We start from the raw sequence: 14,141 nt of genomic DNA, 5'->3' as shown, positions 1-14,141 counted from the left end.
CGAACCGCGCGTCCGCCTGCTGGACTACCCCGCTCACCTGTGCGGATGTGCCGTCAGACGGGCTGTTGACCAGCAGGTTGACGCGTACCTCGGGCAGGCTGCGACGCCGTGCCTGCGCGCGCCGCTGAGCAGCGGTGATTACGCAGGCTGCTGCGCGGCGGCGATGCGCTCGTCGCGCAGTGCCTCGTACCAGCGGTCGTCGGTCGGCGGCAGCGCGTTGACGTCGAGCGCCAGCTTCAGCAGCAGATCCGCGATCAGCGGGTTGCGCGCGAGCACGGGGCCGTGCATGTACGTGCCGAAGACGGTGTCGTTGTACGCGCCCTCCGTGCCGTCGCCCGTGCCGTTGCCGTTGCCGAAGCGCACCTGGGCGAGCGGGCGGGCGGTGGGGCCCAGGTGGGTGACGCCCTGGTGGTTCTCGAAGCCGGTCAGCGGGGGCAGGCCGAGGCGCGGGTCGATGTCGCCCAGCACGTCACCGACGCACCGCTCGCCCTCGCCGCGCACCGACACCACGTCCAGCAGCCCGAGGCCGGGCTCGCGCTGGCCGAGGTCGTTGATGAACTCGTGGCCGAGGATCTGGTAGCCGGCGCACACGGAGAACACGATGGCGCCGTTCTCCACGGCCCGCTGCAGACCGCCGTCCCGGCGCAGCCGCTCGGCCGCGAGCCGCTGCGGACGGTCCTCGCCGCCGCCGATCAGGTAGATGTCGCCGGAGGTCGGGATCGGCTGGTCGCTGCGCACGTCCAGCCGGGCCACGTCCAGGCCGCGCTGGACGGCCCGGCGCTGCACGACGAGGACGTTGCCCTGGTCGCCGTAGGTGCTGAGCAGGTCGGGATAGATCCAGACGACCCGCAGTTGGTTGTCGCTCACAAAAGTCCCCTGACGTCTCGTGCTCAGTTGCCGACGCGGCGGCGCAGGTCCTGGAACGCCGTGTAGTTGGCGATGACCTCGATCCGGCCCGGCGGGCACGCCGCCACGGCCTGGTCGAGGTTCTCGTAGACCTGGAAGTGCTGGTCCGCGACCTCCAGCCGCACCGCGAGGTCCAGCCGCCGGTCGCCGACGACGCAGATCGGGTGGCCGGTCAGGCGCGTGTAGTCGACGTCCCACAGCCAGGAGGTGTCGGTGCCGTCGGCGCCGCGCGCGTTCACGGAGAGGATCACCGGGGTCGGCGGCGGGTCGATCAGCGAGAACGTCTCCAGCCAGCCGGCCGGGTTCTTCGCGAGCAGGAGGCGGAGGTCCCGGCCCTGGAACTGGACGACGTCGTACCGTCCGGCCACCGCCTGCACCTGGTACATGCGCTCCAGCGCGACCTGCGGCGGCACCCCGAACACGGCCGCGACGGCGGCCGAGGAGGCGGCGTTGGCCTTGTTGGCGCGGCCGGGCAGCTGGAGGTGGATCGGCCAGGCCGAGCCGTGCGGGTCGAGGACGTGGTCGCCGGAGAGCGCCCAGCTCGGCGTCGGACGGCGGAAGCCGCACTCACCGCAGAACCAGTCGTCGCCCGGGCGCTGCATCACGCCACCGCACGACGGGCAGGACCAGGCGTCGTCCTTCCACATCTGCCCGGCGGCGACCCAGATCACATTGGGGGAGGAGGACGCCGCCCAGACCACCAGCGGGTCGTCGCAGTTGGCCACGACCACGGCCTTGGAACCCGCGAGTCCCTCCCGCCAGTTCTCGGCGAGCATCCGCGTCTCGGCGGCGCGGTCGAGCTGGTCGCGGGAGAGGTTCAGCAGCGCGATGCACTTCGGGGCGGTGTCCCGGGCGACTCCGGCGAGGTACTTCTCGTCGACCTCGATCACGCCGTACCGCGCCTCCGAGCTGCCGGCGAGCGCCGAGGTGATGCCGGCCGGCATATTGGCGCCGAGCGCGTTGGAGACGACCGGCCCGGCGGCCCGCAGGGCCTCGGCGATGAGCCGGGTGGTGGTGGTCTTGCCGTTCGTCGCCGAGACCAGGATCACGTCCAGGTTCTGCGCGAGTGTGGCGAGGAGGTCGGGGTCGAGCCGGAGAGCCACCCGGCCGCCGATCACCGAACCGCTGCCGCGTCCTGCGGCACGGGATGCCGCTGCGACCGCCTTGCCCGCGGTCACGGCCAGCTTGGCCCGCGGCGAGAGCGGGTCCGAGTTGCCTGCCATCAGTTCTCGATCCTCCTTGCGTACGCGCCGCGCCTTGAAGCCTGACGGCCACGTGGTGTGGACCTCAGCCTATCGAGATCCATTAGCACTCCCGAACCGCGGCACTGTGGCGAACTCGTGTGGGAGGCGCGGACCGACAAGGACCTTACTCTTGCCGCCATGCGACACAGCCCCATCCCCGGCGCCCACGGCCGCGTGAGACCCCTCACGCTGCACGGCGACCCGCTCCTGCACACGCCCTGCGCGGAGGTCACCGACTTCGGCCCCGAACTGGCCCGGCTCGTCGAGGACTTGTTCGCGACCATGTACGCCGCCCAGGGCGTCGGCCTCGCCGCGAACCAGGTCGGCGAGTCGCTGCGGGTCTTCGTCTATGACTGCCCGGACGACGAGGACGTCCGCCACCTGGGCCATGTGGTCAACCCGCGCCTGGTCGAGGCCGACGGAGTGGTCGTCCGGGGCCCGGAGGGCTGCCTGTCCCTGCCGGGCCTGGAAGCGGGCACGGAACGCCACGACCACGCGGTGGTCGAGGGCTTCACGGTGACCGGAGACCCGGTCACCGTCCACGGCACGGGCTTCTTCGCCCGCTGCCTGCAACACGAGTGCGACCACGTGGAGGGCCGCATCTACGCGGACCACCTGAGCGGCCGGCGCTACCGCAAGCTGATGCGTCAGGTGGCCCGGGCTTCATGGCGCCGAGCTGAGTAGCTTCTCAGGGGCGCGGGGAACTGCGCGACCAGCCCTCACCGGCCGTCAGCCGAGACACGACGGTCAGAACCCCGGACCGCCGACCTTGTCTCCCGCAGCCGCCAGACGACCCCACAACAGATCAGCCAAACTCCGCACCAACTCCGCACGAGAACAAGGCCGTTCCCCCAGCCACCAGTCCCCGGCCGCATGCATCATGCCGACGATCCCATGCCCCCACACCCGCGCCAGCTGCTGCCCGCCCGGCCCGAGATCCAGCCGCTCCTCGATGACCTGGGCGAGCTCCTCACCCATCCGCCGCAACAAGGGCGCGCTGTGCACGCCGACATCGAACCCCTGATCCCCCGGCTGGCCCCCCTCCGCCGGATGCATCAGAAACCGGTACACCTGGGGCCGCAGCTCGATCGCGGCGAGGTACGTGTCCAGCGTCGCCTCGACCCGCTCCCGCCGGTCCGCCGGCGCGTCGAGCGCGGCTCGCAGTGAGTCCAGCAACGCGTCCGTGTGCCGCTTGGCAAGGGCCGCGTAAAGTCCGCCCTTGTCACCGAAGTGCCGGTACAGAATCGGCTTGGTGATGCCGGCCTCCGCGGCGATCGCGTTCATCGAGGCCTGCGGGCCGTCGCGCAGCACCACCCGGTCGGCGGCCTCCAGCAGCTCACGCCGCCGGCGGTCGGCGGACCGTTGCTGTTCGGTCCGCTGCGTGGTGTCCATGTGCTCTCCCCACCCGTGCTGATTCGATGACGCCAGCGCAAACTAACACCCAAGCATGCACCGCACATCGAACGGGTGCCGACCGGTCGGTAGGAGTTGACTTCGACTACCCACCGGTAACAGGATGGTGTTACCGCAAGTAACATGCACATGTGCCGCCGCTGGAGGGGACGACATGGCCGAGTTCACCATGGAGCTCAACGACGAACAGAAGGAGGTCCGGGACTGGCTGCACGGCTTCGCCGCCGATGTGATCCGCCCCGCGGCCGCCGAATGGGACGAGCGTGAGGAGACTCCCTGGCCGGTCATCCAGGAGGCCGCCAAGGTCGGCATCTACTCCCTGGACTTCTACGCCCAGCAGTACTTCGACCCCACCGGCCTCGGCATACCGATGGCGATGGAGGAGCTCTTCTGGGGCGACGCGGGCATCGCCCTGTCCATCGTCGGCACCGGCCTCGCCGCCGTCGGCGTCCTCGCCAACGGCACCGAGGAGCAGATCGGCACCTGGATTCCCCAGATGTACGGCGACGCGAACGACGTCAAGGTCGCCGCCTTCTGCTCCTCCGAGCCCGACGCCGGCTCCGACGTGGCCTCCATGCGCACGCGGGCCGTGTACGACGAGGCCAAGGACGAGTGGGTGATCAACGGCACCAAGACCTGGGCGACCAACGGCGGCATCGCCAACGTCCATGTCGTGGTCGCGGTGGTCGACCAGGAGCTCGGCTCCAAGGGGCACGCGTCCTTCATCGTCCCGGCGGGCACACCGGGTCTGGCCCAGGGGCAGAAGTTCAAGAAGCACGGCATCCGCGCCTCGCACACCGCCGAGGTCATTCTGGACAACGTGCGCGTTCCCGGCTCCTGCCTGCTCGGCGGCAAGGAGAAGCTGGACGAGCGGCTGGCCCGGGCGCGGGTGAAGGCCAAGCAGGGCGGGGAGCGCGTGAAGAACGCGGCGATGGCCACGTTCGAGGCGTCCCGCCCGGCCGTGGGCGCGATGGCCGTCGGTACCGCTCGCGCCGCCTACGAGGTCGCCCTCGACTACGCCAAGACCCGTGAGCAGTTCGGCCGGCCGATCATCGACAACCAGGGTGTCGCCTTCCAGCTCGCCGACATGCGCACCTCCATCGACGCCGCCCGGCTTCTCGTCTGGCGTGCCTCCTGGATGGCCGTCAACGGCAGGCCGTTCACCGCCGCCGAGGGTTCGATGTCCAAGCTGTTCGCGAGCGAGACGGCCAAGAAGGTCACGGGCCAGGCGATCCAGATCCTGGGCGGCAACGGCTACACCAGGGAGTACCCGGTGGAGCGGATGCACCGCGATGCCGCGATCTACACGATCTTCGAGGGCACGAGCGAGATCCAGCGACTGGTCATCGCCCGCACCCTGGCCGGCACGCCCATCCGCTAACCATGCCTGAGCGGCGTCAGCTGCTCGATGTCGTACCGCGCCCGCAACTCCGCGATCGCCGCGTGATCCGGCGGGCCCCCGCTGCCCAGGATCTCCAGCAGTTCCTCGAAGTACCGCTCGTGGTCCGGCGGCGGACTCGCCTGGAAGAACATCTTCGCGGGTTCGCCCGTCGGATTGGCGAACGCGTGCGGGCAGCCCGGAGGTACGACGATCACCGTTCCCGGCGTCGCGCGCACCACCCGGTTGCCCGAAGTGGACTCCCACTTCTGCCAGTTGTCGGGGGTGCGGACACGCGGCTCGAAGGCGAGCACGTCCAGCTCGCCTTCGAGCACGTAGAACAACTCCTCGCTGCGGGTGTGCACATGGGCGCCGACGTCGAAGCCCGGCGGCACCACCACCTCGAAGGTGGAGGCCATGCGCGAGTGCGAGCCGGTCACCTTGAAGGTGACGTGCTGGGCGGGCGCCTGCACCACCCGGCCGTGGCCGGGTGGTACGAGCAGCCCTTCCGTCGACGTCATCGCCCGCTCACCACGTCACGGGCAGGGCCTCGGGCCCGCGGATCAGCGCGCCCTTCCTGAAGGGCACCTCTTCGGCGGGTACGGCGAGCCGCAGGCCTGGAACGCCGTCGAGGAGCGCGTCGACCAGCAGCTCCGACTCCAGCCGGGCCAGCATGCCGCCCGGGCAGTAGTGGGGGCCGAAGCCGAAGGACACATGGGGGTTGGGGTCGCGCAGGAAGTCGATCGTCTCCGGGTCCGGGAAGACATCGGGGTCGCGGTTCGCGGCCAGGTACGACACATAGATCGCGTCGCCCGCCCGGATCGTCACGCCCTTGATCTCCACGTCCTCCAGGGCGATCCGCGACAGGCCGACCGCGTTGCGGTGGGGGATCCAGCGCAGCAGCTCGTCGATGGCCCCGGGGCGGATCTCCGGCTCGGCGCGCAGCCGGTCGGCCAGGTCGGGCCGGGTCAGCAGGACGTAGAACATCTGGCCGCTGTTGTTGGTGACCGCCTCGCCGCCGATCTGGAGGAGCACCGCGAGTCCCACCCCCTCCTCCAGGGTGATCTCACCACGGCTCAGGGCGGCGCCGAGCAGGGACGCGACGTCCTCGCCCTTGCCGCCCTCCCGTACGCCGATCAGATCGGCGAAGTAGGAGCTCATCTCCTGCTTGGCCTTCTCGCTGACCTCGGCGCCGTGCGAGGAGGACAGGATCAGCTGGGTCCAGCTGTGCATGTCCTGCCGGTCCGCGGCCGGGACGCCCATCAGCTCGCAGATGACCGCGATGGGGAACGGGCTGAGCACGGCCGCCGTGAGGTCGGCGGGCGGGCCGTCCTGGAGCATCTCGTCGACCAGTTCCGCCAGCATGCGGCGGGACCGCTCGCGCACCCGTTCCACCCCGCGCGCCGTGAACGCGGCGGCGACGCTGCGGCGCAGCCGGGTGTGGTCCGGCGGGTCCAGGAAGCCGACCGCGCCACGGGCCGGGATGAAGTGCGGGGCGAGCCTGGTGACCTGCCGGTCCATGACGGCCTCGCGGCTGAAGCGCGGGTCGTTGGTCACCATCCGGGTGTCGTCGTAGCGGGTGACCAGCCAGGCCCAGCCGTCGCCGTTGGGCAGCTTGACGCGGGTGACCGGGCCCTCGTCCATCAGCTCCCGCAGGACCGGGTCGAAGTCCGTGCCGGACAGATCGAGCGCGGGCCAGTCGCGGACCGGGGGCAGTGTCTCGGTGATCGTCTCTTCGCTCATCTCACATCGTCTCGTCCGCGCGGTGCCAGCGGCCCACGGCCATCTCGGCGGTGATGCCGGGTCCGAACCCGGCGAGCAGCCCGCGTGCCCGGTGCTGGGCTCCGCCCTCCTCGAACAGCCGGCGCAGCGCGTCGAGGACGACACCGCTGGCGATGTTGCCGTACTCGGTGAGCGTGGCCCGGCTGAAGCGGAAGGCGTGCGGGTCGACCTTCAGGAAGGTGCTGAGGTCGTCGAGTATTCGGGGACCGCCCGCGTGGACTATGTAGAAGTCCAGGTCGGAGGCGTCCCAGCCATGGTCTCCCGCCAGCTCCTTCAGCGCCGGGGCGAGTGGCTCCATGGTGGCCGGTACCCGCTTGTCGAGCAGGAAGTGGAAGCCGGTGGCCCGTACGTCGTACATGATCCACTCTTCGGTCTTCGGGATCAGGTACGAGCCGTTGCGCTCCAGGCTGATGCCCTCGCCGCCCCGGCCGCGGACCGCTGCCGCGGCGATACCGTCACCGAACAGGCCGTTGGACAGCAGGGAGCCGACGCCGATGTCGGTGGGCTGGTAGCACAGCGAGCAGAACTCGCAGGCCACGATGAGCGCGTTGGCGTCGGGGTAGGCCGTGCAGAAGTCGTGCGCCCGGTTGATCGCCGCGCCGCCGGCCGCGCAGCCCAGCTGGGCTATGGGCAGTTGCCGGGTGGTCGGGTCGAAGCCCATCTCGTTGATCAGCCAGGCGGTGAGCGAGGGCATCATGAAGCCCGTGCACGACACGTAGATGATCACGTCCACGTCGGTGGTGAGCAGCTCGGCGTGGTCGAGTGCCTCCTGGATGACGGCGGGCACCCGCGCCTTCGCCTCGGCCTCGTAGAGCTTGTTGCGGTCCTCGAACCCGGGGTGCTTCAGGGTCTCCTCGATGGGCTGGACGATGTGCCGCGTGCGTACGCCGGTGTTCTCGATCAGCCGGAGGGCCAGCGGCAGTTGGGGGTGATCGGCGTGGCGCTCACGCGCCAGCTCAAGCGTCTCCTCCATCGTGATCACGTGCTCTGGAACGGACACCGAGGGTCTGCACAAAGTCGCCATGAACCGTGCCTGCTTTCGCCTCCCGGAAGGCCCTTCGCCTCCCGGTCAGAAGGTGGTTCACCTCAGAGGGTGGTCATCCCACGATCACCCGGTGGGACGCCGAGTTCGCGTCGGACTGCTCCGTTTCGGGGACCCCGTGCCAGGCTCGGGGCAGACCTGTCCCGAGATACTCACCGACGGAGGACGCGATGACGCGCACGGCCCGGGACCTGCTGCGGACGACCGCCACCCGACTCGCCCCGGACCCGCGGTCCAACCCGTTGGTCCCCCGGATCTCCCATGGCACGGCCTCGCGCACCGCCCTCGCCGCCCTCGCCCTGGAACAGTCCTGGGTGATCCCCGCGGACCGCCGCGCGTTCCTCCATCTGGCCGAGCGTTCCCTCGTCACCGCCCCCGAGGCCGCGGCCTTCTTCCGCGGCCTGGCGGAGGGCGAGGCACTGGCGGAGGAACTGCTGCCCCCGCTCGCGCAGGCGTGCGGTGTGGACGACGCGACGGCGGAGTCGTACGAACCGCTGGCCGGCTGCCAGGCCTACCCCGCGTACGTCGCCTGGCTGTCCCTGAACGGCTCACCGGCGGACGTCGTCCTGGCCCTGACGGCCAACTTCTCGGCGTGGGGCGGCTATTGCGCGACGATCACCAAGGCCCTGCGGGCCCACTACGCCTTCACGGACGAGGCCTGCGCCTTCTTCGACCTCTTCGCGGAGCCGTCACCGGACCTGGACGAGAGGGCCGAGGCAGCGGTACAGGCGGGCCTGGACACCGGCAGCCTCGACGAGTCCCGAGCACACCAGTACGGCCGCCTGCTTCAGGCTTACGAGGCCGATTTCTGGAACGCGTTGAGTGCGATTCCCTGAGGGGCGCGGGGAACTGCGCGATCAACCCCCACGCACCCGCACCCGCACAGCTCAGGTCGCACCCCCACTGCTGTGCGCGATACAAGCCACATCGATCCGATCGGCCAGCTTCGCAAGCTCGATCGTCAACGCCGCGACCGTGTCCTCGTCCAGCCCCGACTCCCCGGCCTCCACCAACCGCACCCACCGACCCCCCAACGTCCGCAACAGCTTGCTGACATCCGCCGCAGCCACCTGCAAGGTCCCGTGGTCGTCGACGATCAACGGCAGAGTCACTTCGCGGTTCACAGACGGGATCGTAGCCCCGCAAGACTCACGCACCGTGCCAAACGGTCGTGATGTTGCAGAACTCCCGGATTCCGTGCCCGGACAGCTCACGGCCGTACCCGGACCGCTTCACCCCGCCGAACGGGAACCCCGGATGGGAGGCCGTCATCCCGTTGAAGAACACACCGCCCGCCTCCAGATCCCGTACGAACCGGTCCACCTCGGCCTCGTCCCGCGTCCACACGTTGGAACTCAGCCCGAAGGGCGAGTCGTTCGCGATCAGAACGGCCTCGTCGAGGTCGGCCGCCCGGTACAGCGTGGCGACCGGACCGAACGCCTCCTCCCGGTGGATGCGCATCTCGCGGGTGATGCCGGCGAGGATCGTCGGCGCGTAGTACCAGCCGGGCCCCTCGGGCCGTTCGCCACCGCACACCACCTCCGCGCCGCCGCGCACCGCGTCGTCGACCAGTTCCTCCACATCGCGCAGTCCCTGCTCGCTGGAGAGCGGCCCGACATCGGTGTCCTCGGCCGTGGGGTCGCCGACCTTCAGCGCCCTCATGCCCTCGGCGAACCGCTCGGCGAAGGCGTCGTAGACATCCGTGTGCACGATGAACCGCTTCGCGGCGATGCAGGACTGCCCGGTGTTCTGCACCCGCGCGGTCACCGCGACCTTCGCCGCCCGGTCGATGTCCGCGGAGGGCATGACGACGAACGGGTCGCTGCCGCCCAGCTCCAGCACCGTCTTCTTGATCATCTCGCCGGCGGTGGAGGCGACCGCGCGGCCCGCCGGCTCGCTGCCGGTGAGGGTGGCCGCCCTGACCCGCTCGTCGCGCAGGATCTCGTCGACCGCGCCTGAGCCGATCAGCAGGGTCTGGAAACAGCCCTCGTTGAAGCCCGCCCGGTGGAACAGGTCCTCCAGGTAGAGGGCGGTCTGCGGGACGTTCGAGGAGTGCTTGAGCAGACCCACGTTCCCCGCCATCAGCGCGGGCGCGGCGAAGCGGATCACCTGCCACAGCGGGAAGTTCCACGGCATCACCGCCAGCACCGGACCCAGCGGCCGGTAGCGCACGCGGACGCGTGAGGCGCCCGAGTCCTTCACGTCGGCGCCGGCGGGTTCCTCGTCGGCGAGCAGTCCCTCGGCGTGCTCGGCGTACCAGCGCATCGCCTTGGCGCACTTCGCGGCCTCGGCCCGGGCCTGCTTGATCGGTTTGCCCATCTCGGTGGTCATCACCCGGGCGATGTCGTCCTGATCCTCCTCGAGGAGGTCGGCGGCCTTGTTCAGCAGCCGGGCGCGCTCGTCGAACGTCGTCGTCCGGTAGGTGCGGAAGGTGGCCTCGGCGAGCTGGAGCCGGCGCTCGATCTCCTCCTGGCCCATGGCCTCGTACGTCTTGAGCGTCTCGCCGTTCGCCGGGTTCACCGTTGCGATGGGCATGGCTGACCTCCCTCGGAGCGGGCTGTGTCTCGACCTTCCCGCGCGGCGGAGGGGACCGCAACGCGGGAGCGTCTCCTCAGTGCGAGTGCTCCGCCAGGCGGTCGAGAAACGCCGCCTGCGCCTTGACGATCACCTCGCGGGCCCGGTCGAGGGCGAACCACGCGACCCGGTCCAGTTCGGGGAACTCCTGGAGCCGTCCCGACTTCGGCGGCCACTCCATCCGGAACGTGCCGGGCGCGATCGTCGCCGGGTCGAGGTCCGCCTCGATCGCCCACACCGTGACGATCTTGCCGCCTGTCTGCCGGACCTCGCCCAGGGCGACGGCCTCGCCGTCGGGCGGGGGCAGCCCCAGTTCCTCCTCGAACTCTCGGCGGGCGGCCGCCCAGGGGGACTCGTCGGGCTCGTACTCGCCCTTGGGGACGGTCCACGCCCCGGCGTCGCGCCGGGCGAAGAACGGGCCGCCCATGTGGCCGAGCAGCACTTCCGGGCCGTCGTCGGTGCGGGGTCCCCTCCGGAAGAGCAGCAGGCCCGCACTGCGCTTCACGGACGCACCTGCGGATGCGCGGCCAGCAGCGTCTCCACGGTGTCGGCGTCCTCCGCGCGCTTGTCCTCCCGGTAGCGGATCACACGGGCGAAGCGCAGGGTGACGCCGGCCGGGTAGCGGGTGGAGCGTTGCAGACCGTCGTAGGCGATCTCGACGACGAGTTCCGGGCGTACGGTCACGACATGTCCGTCGTCGTCGACGGCGAGCTGCCGGAGCCGCTCGGTCTGCCAGGTCAGCAGGGCGTCGGTCATGCCCTTGAAGGTCTTGCCGAGCATGGCGAGGCCGCCGTCGGCGGTGCGGGCGCCGAGGTGGAGGTTGGAGAGCTTGCCGGTGCGGCGGCCGTGGCCCCACTCGGCGGCCAGCACCACCAGGTCGAGCGTGTGGACCGGTTTGACCTTCAGCCAGGACGCCCCGCGCCGCCCCGCGCTGTAGGACGCGTCGAGGGCCTTGACGACGACGCCCTCGTGGCCGCGCTTCAGGGTCTCGGCGAGGAACTCCTCCGCCGTGCCCACGTCGTCCGGCCCGGACATCGTGGTGCGCCGTACCCGCATCGGCTCGGGGACCAGCCGGGCCAGCTCCGTGTGCCGCTCGGCGAACGGCAGGTCGAGCAGGTCGCGGCCGTCGACGGAGAGCGCGTCGAAGAAGACGGGGGCGACGGGGACCGCGCGGGCGGCCGTGGCCACGTCCGTGCGGGAGCCGACGCGACCGGCGGTCTCCTGGAACGAGCGGGGGCGGCCGCCCCCGTCGAAGGAGATCACCTCCCCGTCCAGGATGAACCGCTCGCCCCGCAACTCCAGGGCGGCGGCCGTCACTTCGGGCAGACGGTCGGTGATGTCGTCGAGGGTGCGGGTGTAGAGCCGTACCGTGCCGCCGTCCCGGTGCACCTGGACGCGGATGCCGTCCAGCTTCTCCTCGACCGCGCAGGCCCCGAGCTTGCCCACCGCCTCGGCGACCGAGGAGGCGCTGTGCGCCAGCATCGGCCAGACCGGGCGGCCGACCGTGAGGCGGAAGCGGTCCAGGGCGGCGGGGCCCTCCGCGAGCAGTGCCTCGGCCACCGCCTGGAGGGACCCCGCGAGCATCACCGCCCGTCGTACGTCCGCCGGGGGCGCCCCGGTCGCCTGGGCCAGTCCCTCGACCGCGACGGCGTCCAGCGCGCCCTGCCGCACCTCGCCGGTGAGCAGCCCGAGCAGGAACCGTTGCTCGTCCTCGGTGGCCGCGCCCATCAACTCCCCGACCAGCCGGGCCCGTTCCGCCTGGGAGCCGGGGCCGGACACCTTGCTCAGCTCCGCGAGCCGGGCGTCCACCTCCCGCACGGTCAGACCCGGCTCGGCGGCCGGGGCGACCGAGCGGCTCAGCACCTTCCAGCCGACGCCGATCCGGCCCTGCGGCAGCCGTCCCGCCAGATACGGGATGACGATCGGCACGTCGTCCGCCTCCGCGTCCCGGAACAGCTCCGCGAGCAGGGCCGTCTTCCGGGACCGCGCCGAGGTGGCGGCGACCTCCTGGGACACTCGGGCCAGCCGGTGCAGCAGCATGCAGCCATGGTGCACCGGAGGCGGCCCCTCTACACCCGGGCGGCCGCGTCGAGGTCTGGCCGTTTGGCCGGGAGTGGTCCTGCTACAGCCCGGCGGCCGCGTCGAGGTCCGTCATCAGCAGATCCCCGACGATCGCGGACGCAGCCCGGTAGCCGCCGCTCGCCGCGTGCACGACCTGCTCGGCGAAGCCGATCGCGTTGCCGGCGGCCCAGACGCCGGGCACCGTCGTCAGACCGGTCGGGTCGACCACCGGGTACGCCCCGAACGGCGTCTCGTGCAGCTCGGCGCCGAGCCGTTCCAGCAGGCCGGTCCGCGGGACGGCGTGCGGGGCGACGAACAGCACGGACCGGGCGTGCGTCGTGCCGTCGGCGAGCCGGACGCCGGTGAGCCGGTCGTCCTCGACCAGCAGCCCCGTGACCTCGCCCGGCACCACGTCGACCCCGGCCGCGGCGAGCCGGCGCAGATCCTCGTCGGACAGCTCCTCCTCGGCGACCGTGTGCAGGAAGAACCGCACGTCCTTCGACCACTGGGAGACCATCAGCGCCTGGTGCACGCTCTTCGGGGACGTACCGAGCACGCCGAACGGCTGGTCGCGCACCTCCCAGCCGTGGCAGAACGGGCAGTGCAGCACGTCCCGGCCGAACCGCCCGGCCAGGCCTGGGACCGCCGGCAGCTCGTCCTTCAGCCCGGTCGCGACGACCAGCCGCCGGGCCCGTACGGTGCGCCCGCCGGCCAGTACGACGGTGAAGTCCTCGCCCCGCTCCACGGCGGCGTCCTCGCCCGGCTCCACGGTGGCGTCCTTGCCCGGCTCCACGGCGGCGTACTCGCCCCGCTCCACCTCCACCACCCGGTCCCGCACGAGCTCCACGCCGTAGCGCGCGATCTCCTCCCGGCCGACGGCGAGGAGCTCGGCGGGCGGCATGCCGTCCCGGGTCAGGAAGCCCTGCATGTGCGCGGCGGGCGCGTTGCGCGGCTCGCCCGCGTCGACGACCAGCGTGCGCTGCCGGGCCCGGCCCAGCACCAGCGCCGCCGACAGACCCGCGGCACCGCCGCCGACGACCACGACTGCGTACTTCTCGGTCATGTGACCACCTCCAGTGCCGAGCGTCGCCCCGGCCCGCGGGATTGACAAACATGTTTGCCGAACCTGCAATACGACCATGACCACGGACGAGGTACTCGCGGGCGTCGGCCCCCGGCTGCGGCAGATGCGGAAGGAGCGGGAGGTGACCCTGGCGGCGCTCTCCGAGACCACCGGCATCTCCGTCAGCACCCTGTCCCGGCTGGAGTCAGGACTGCGTAAACCCAGTCTGGAACTGCTGCTGCCGATCGCGCGCGCTCACCAGGTGGCCCTGGACGAGCTGGTCGGCGCCCCGCCGACGGGCGATCCGCGTGTGCGGTCCAAGCCGATCACGATGGGCGGCCGCACCCTCTGGCCGCTCACCCGTCAGCCGGGCGGCCTGCAGGCCTACAAGGTGCTGGAGCCCGTGCGGAAGGAGGAACCGGAGCCGCGCACCCACGAGGGCTACGAGTGGTTGTACGTGCTGTCCGGGAGGCTGCGCCTCGTGCTGGGCGAGCACGACGTGGTGCTCACGGCGGGGGAGGCGGCCGAGTTCGACACACGAGTGCCTCACTGGTTCGGCTCGACGGGGGAGGGGCCCGCCGAGTTCCTCAGTCTGTTCGGTCCGCAGGGCGAGCGGATGCATGTGCGGGCGCGGCCCAGGAAGTCGTGACCCACATGACTGTTCCCTGATCGGCAAGC

14 protein-coding genes and 1 pseudogene are annotated in these 14,141 nt (G+C 71.2%); 4 read left to right on the top strand and 11 right to left on the bottom strand.

The annotated features are described in order from the left end of the window. Positions 1–138: 138 nt before the first annotated feature. On the bottom strand, positions 139–867 hold the full coding sequence (locus ACIBK5_RS04630; RefSeq protein ID WP_189724383.1) for a type 1 glutamine amidotransferase: 729 nt from the start codon (positions 865–867) through the stop codon (positions 139–141). A 23-nt stretch (positions 868–890) separates the two neighbouring features. Continuing rightward, positions 891–2,129 carry a MurT ligase domain-containing protein gene (locus ACIBK5_RS04625; protein WP_359895058.1) on the bottom strand — a complete coding sequence of 413 codons (1,239 nt, stop codon included), beginning with the start codon at positions 2,127–2,129 and terminating at the stop codon, positions 891–893. 159 nt (positions 2,130–2,288) lie between these two features. Between ACIBK5_RS04625 and def the strand changes: the two genes are divergently transcribed. Then, positions 2,289–2,834, top strand: coding sequence for a peptide deformylase (gene def, locus ACIBK5_RS04620; protein WP_399016103.1), 546 nt, complete (start codon positions 2,289–2,291; stop codon positions 2,832–2,834). A gap of 63 nt (positions 2,835–2,897) precedes the next feature. On the opposite strand, the gene ACIBK5_RS04615 is transcribed toward def, so the two are convergent. Further along, positions 2,898–3,542 carry a TetR family transcriptional regulator gene (locus tag ACIBK5_RS04615; protein WP_399016100.1) on the bottom strand — a complete coding sequence of 215 codons (645 nt, stop codon included), beginning with the start codon at positions 3,540–3,542 and terminating at the stop codon, positions 2,898–2,900. A gap of 175 nt (positions 3,543–3,717) precedes the next feature. Between ACIBK5_RS04615 and ACIBK5_RS04610 the strand changes: the two genes are divergently transcribed. Then, a complete protein-coding gene (locus ACIBK5_RS04610) occupies positions 3,718–4,944 on the top strand; it encodes an acyl-CoA dehydrogenase family protein (protein ID WP_399016099.1) in 1,227 nt (408 codons plus the stop codon). On the opposite strand, the gene ACIBK5_RS04605 is transcribed toward ACIBK5_RS04610, so the two are convergent. From ACIBK5_RS04605 to ACIBK5_RS04595, 3 genes and pseudogenes are all read right to left on the bottom strand, one after another. Further along, the gene (locus ACIBK5_RS04605) at positions 4,941–5,462 is read right to left on the bottom strand and encodes a cupin domain-containing protein (protein ID WP_399016097.1); all 522 of its coding nucleotides are present in this window, start codon (positions 5,460–5,462) and stop codon (positions 4,941–4,943) included. The two genes, ACIBK5_RS04610 and ACIBK5_RS04605, sit on opposite strands and share 4 nt — an antisense overlap. Before the next feature lie 7 nt (positions 5,463–5,469). Further along, a complete protein-coding gene (locus ACIBK5_RS04600; protein WP_399016095.1) occupies positions 5,470–6,684 on the bottom strand; it encodes a cytochrome P450 in 1,215 nt (404 codons plus the stop codon). A 1-nt stretch (position 6,685) separates the two neighbouring features. Then, positions 6,686–7,756, bottom strand: a pseudogene (locus ACIBK5_RS04595) (type III polyketide synthase); the annotation flags it as partial. A 179-nt stretch (positions 7,757–7,935) separates the two neighbouring features. On the opposite strand from ACIBK5_RS04595, the gene ACIBK5_RS04590 reads away from it, so the two are divergent. Next, the gene (locus tag ACIBK5_RS04590; protein WP_399016093.1) at positions 7,936–8,601 is read left to right on the top strand and encodes a transcriptional regulator; all 666 of its coding nucleotides are present in this window, start codon (positions 7,936–7,938) and stop codon (positions 8,599–8,601) included. A 51-nt stretch (positions 8,602–8,652) separates the two neighbouring features. On the opposite strand, the gene ACIBK5_RS04585 is transcribed toward ACIBK5_RS04590, so the two are convergent. From ACIBK5_RS04585 to ACIBK5_RS04565, 5 genes are all read right to left on the bottom strand, one after another. Beyond that, positions 8,653–8,889, bottom strand: coding sequence for a DUF6213 family protein (locus tag ACIBK5_RS04585; protein ID WP_215122895.1), 237 nt, complete (start codon positions 8,887–8,889; stop codon positions 8,653–8,655). Between the two features lie 25 nt (positions 8,890–8,914). Then, entirely contained in the window at positions 8,915–10,300 is a 1,386-nt protein-coding gene (locus ACIBK5_RS04580; RefSeq protein ID WP_399016091.1) for an NADP-dependent succinic semialdehyde dehydrogenase, read from the bottom strand. Positions 10,301–10,376: 76 nt separating this feature from the next. After that, a complete protein-coding gene (locus ACIBK5_RS04575) occupies positions 10,377–10,844 on the bottom strand; it encodes an NUDIX domain-containing protein (RefSeq protein ID WP_399016089.1) in 468 nt (155 codons plus the stop codon). Continuing rightward, positions 10,841–12,379 carry an ATP-dependent DNA ligase gene (locus ACIBK5_RS04570; RefSeq protein ID WP_399016086.1) on the bottom strand — a complete coding sequence of 513 codons (1,539 nt, stop codon included), beginning with the start codon at positions 12,377–12,379 and terminating at the stop codon, positions 10,841–10,843. Before ACIBK5_RS04570 ends, ACIBK5_RS04575 begins: the two co-directional genes overlap by 4 nt. An 82-nt stretch (positions 12,380–12,461) precedes the next feature. After that, a complete protein-coding gene (locus tag ACIBK5_RS04565) occupies positions 12,462–13,463 on the bottom strand; it encodes an NAD(P)/FAD-dependent oxidoreductase (RefSeq protein WP_399016084.1) in 1,002 nt (333 codons plus the stop codon). A 76-nt stretch (positions 13,464–13,539) separates the two neighbouring features. On the opposite strand from ACIBK5_RS04565, the gene ACIBK5_RS04560 reads away from it, so the two are divergent. Continuing rightward, entirely contained in the window at positions 13,540–14,112 is a 573-nt protein-coding gene (locus tag ACIBK5_RS04560) for a helix-turn-helix domain-containing protein (RefSeq protein ID WP_399016083.1), read from the top strand. Positions 14,113–14,141: the final 29 nt, after the last annotated feature.

The organism is Streptomyces sp. NPDC050546, from assembly GCF_044457425.1.
Classification (GTDB): domain Bacteria; phylum Actinomycetota; class Actinomycetes; order Streptomycetales; family Streptomycetaceae; genus Streptomyces.
This window is presented reverse-complemented; position numbering and strand designations above follow the sequence as displayed.

What these genes read in the sequence shown, in the direction of transcription:
- def (WP_399016103.1), top strand. Translation starts at nt 2,289, where the DNA reads ATGCGACACAGCCCCATCCCCGGCGCCCACGGCCGCGTGAGACCCCTC.
- ACIBK5_RS04570 (WP_399016086.1), bottom strand. Translation starts at nt 12,379, where the DNA reads ATGCTGCTGCACCGGCTGGCCCGAGTGTCCCAGGAGGTCGCCGCCACC.
- ACIBK5_RS04590 (WP_399016093.1), top strand. Translation starts at nt 7,936, where the DNA reads ATGACGCGCACGGCCCGGGACCTGCTGCGGACGACCGCCACCCGACTC.
- ACIBK5_RS04565 (WP_399016084.1), bottom strand. Translation starts at nt 13,463, where the DNA reads ATGACCGAGAAGTACGCAGTCGTGGTCGTCGGCGGCGGTGCCGCGGGT.
- ACIBK5_RS04615 (WP_399016100.1), bottom strand. Translation starts at nt 3,542, where the DNA reads ATGGACACCACGCAGCGGACCGAACAGCAACGGTCCGCCGACCGCCGG.
- ACIBK5_RS04610 (WP_399016099.1), top strand. Translation starts at nt 3,718, where the DNA reads ATGGCCGAGTTCACCATGGAGCTCAACGACGAACAGAAGGAGGTCCGG.
- ACIBK5_RS04600 (WP_399016095.1), bottom strand. Translation starts at nt 6,684, where the DNA reads ATGAGCGAAGAGACGATCACCGAGACACTGCCCCCGGTCCGCGACTGG.
- ACIBK5_RS04560 (WP_399016083.1), top strand. Translation starts at nt 13,540, where the DNA reads ATGACCACGGACGAGGTACTCGCGGGCGTCGGCCCCCGGCTGCGGCAG.
- ACIBK5_RS04580 (WP_399016091.1), bottom strand. Translation starts at nt 10,300, where the DNA reads ATGCCCATCGCAACGGTGAACCCGGCGAACGGCGAGACGCTCAAGACG.
- ACIBK5_RS04605 (WP_399016097.1), bottom strand. Translation starts at nt 5,462, where the DNA reads ATGACGTCGACGGAAGGGCTGCTCGTACCACCCGGCCACGGCCGGGTG.
- ACIBK5_RS04625 (WP_359895058.1), bottom strand. Translation starts at nt 2,129, where the DNA reads ATGGCAGGCAACTCGGACCCGCTCTCGCCGCGGGCCAAGCTGGCCGTG.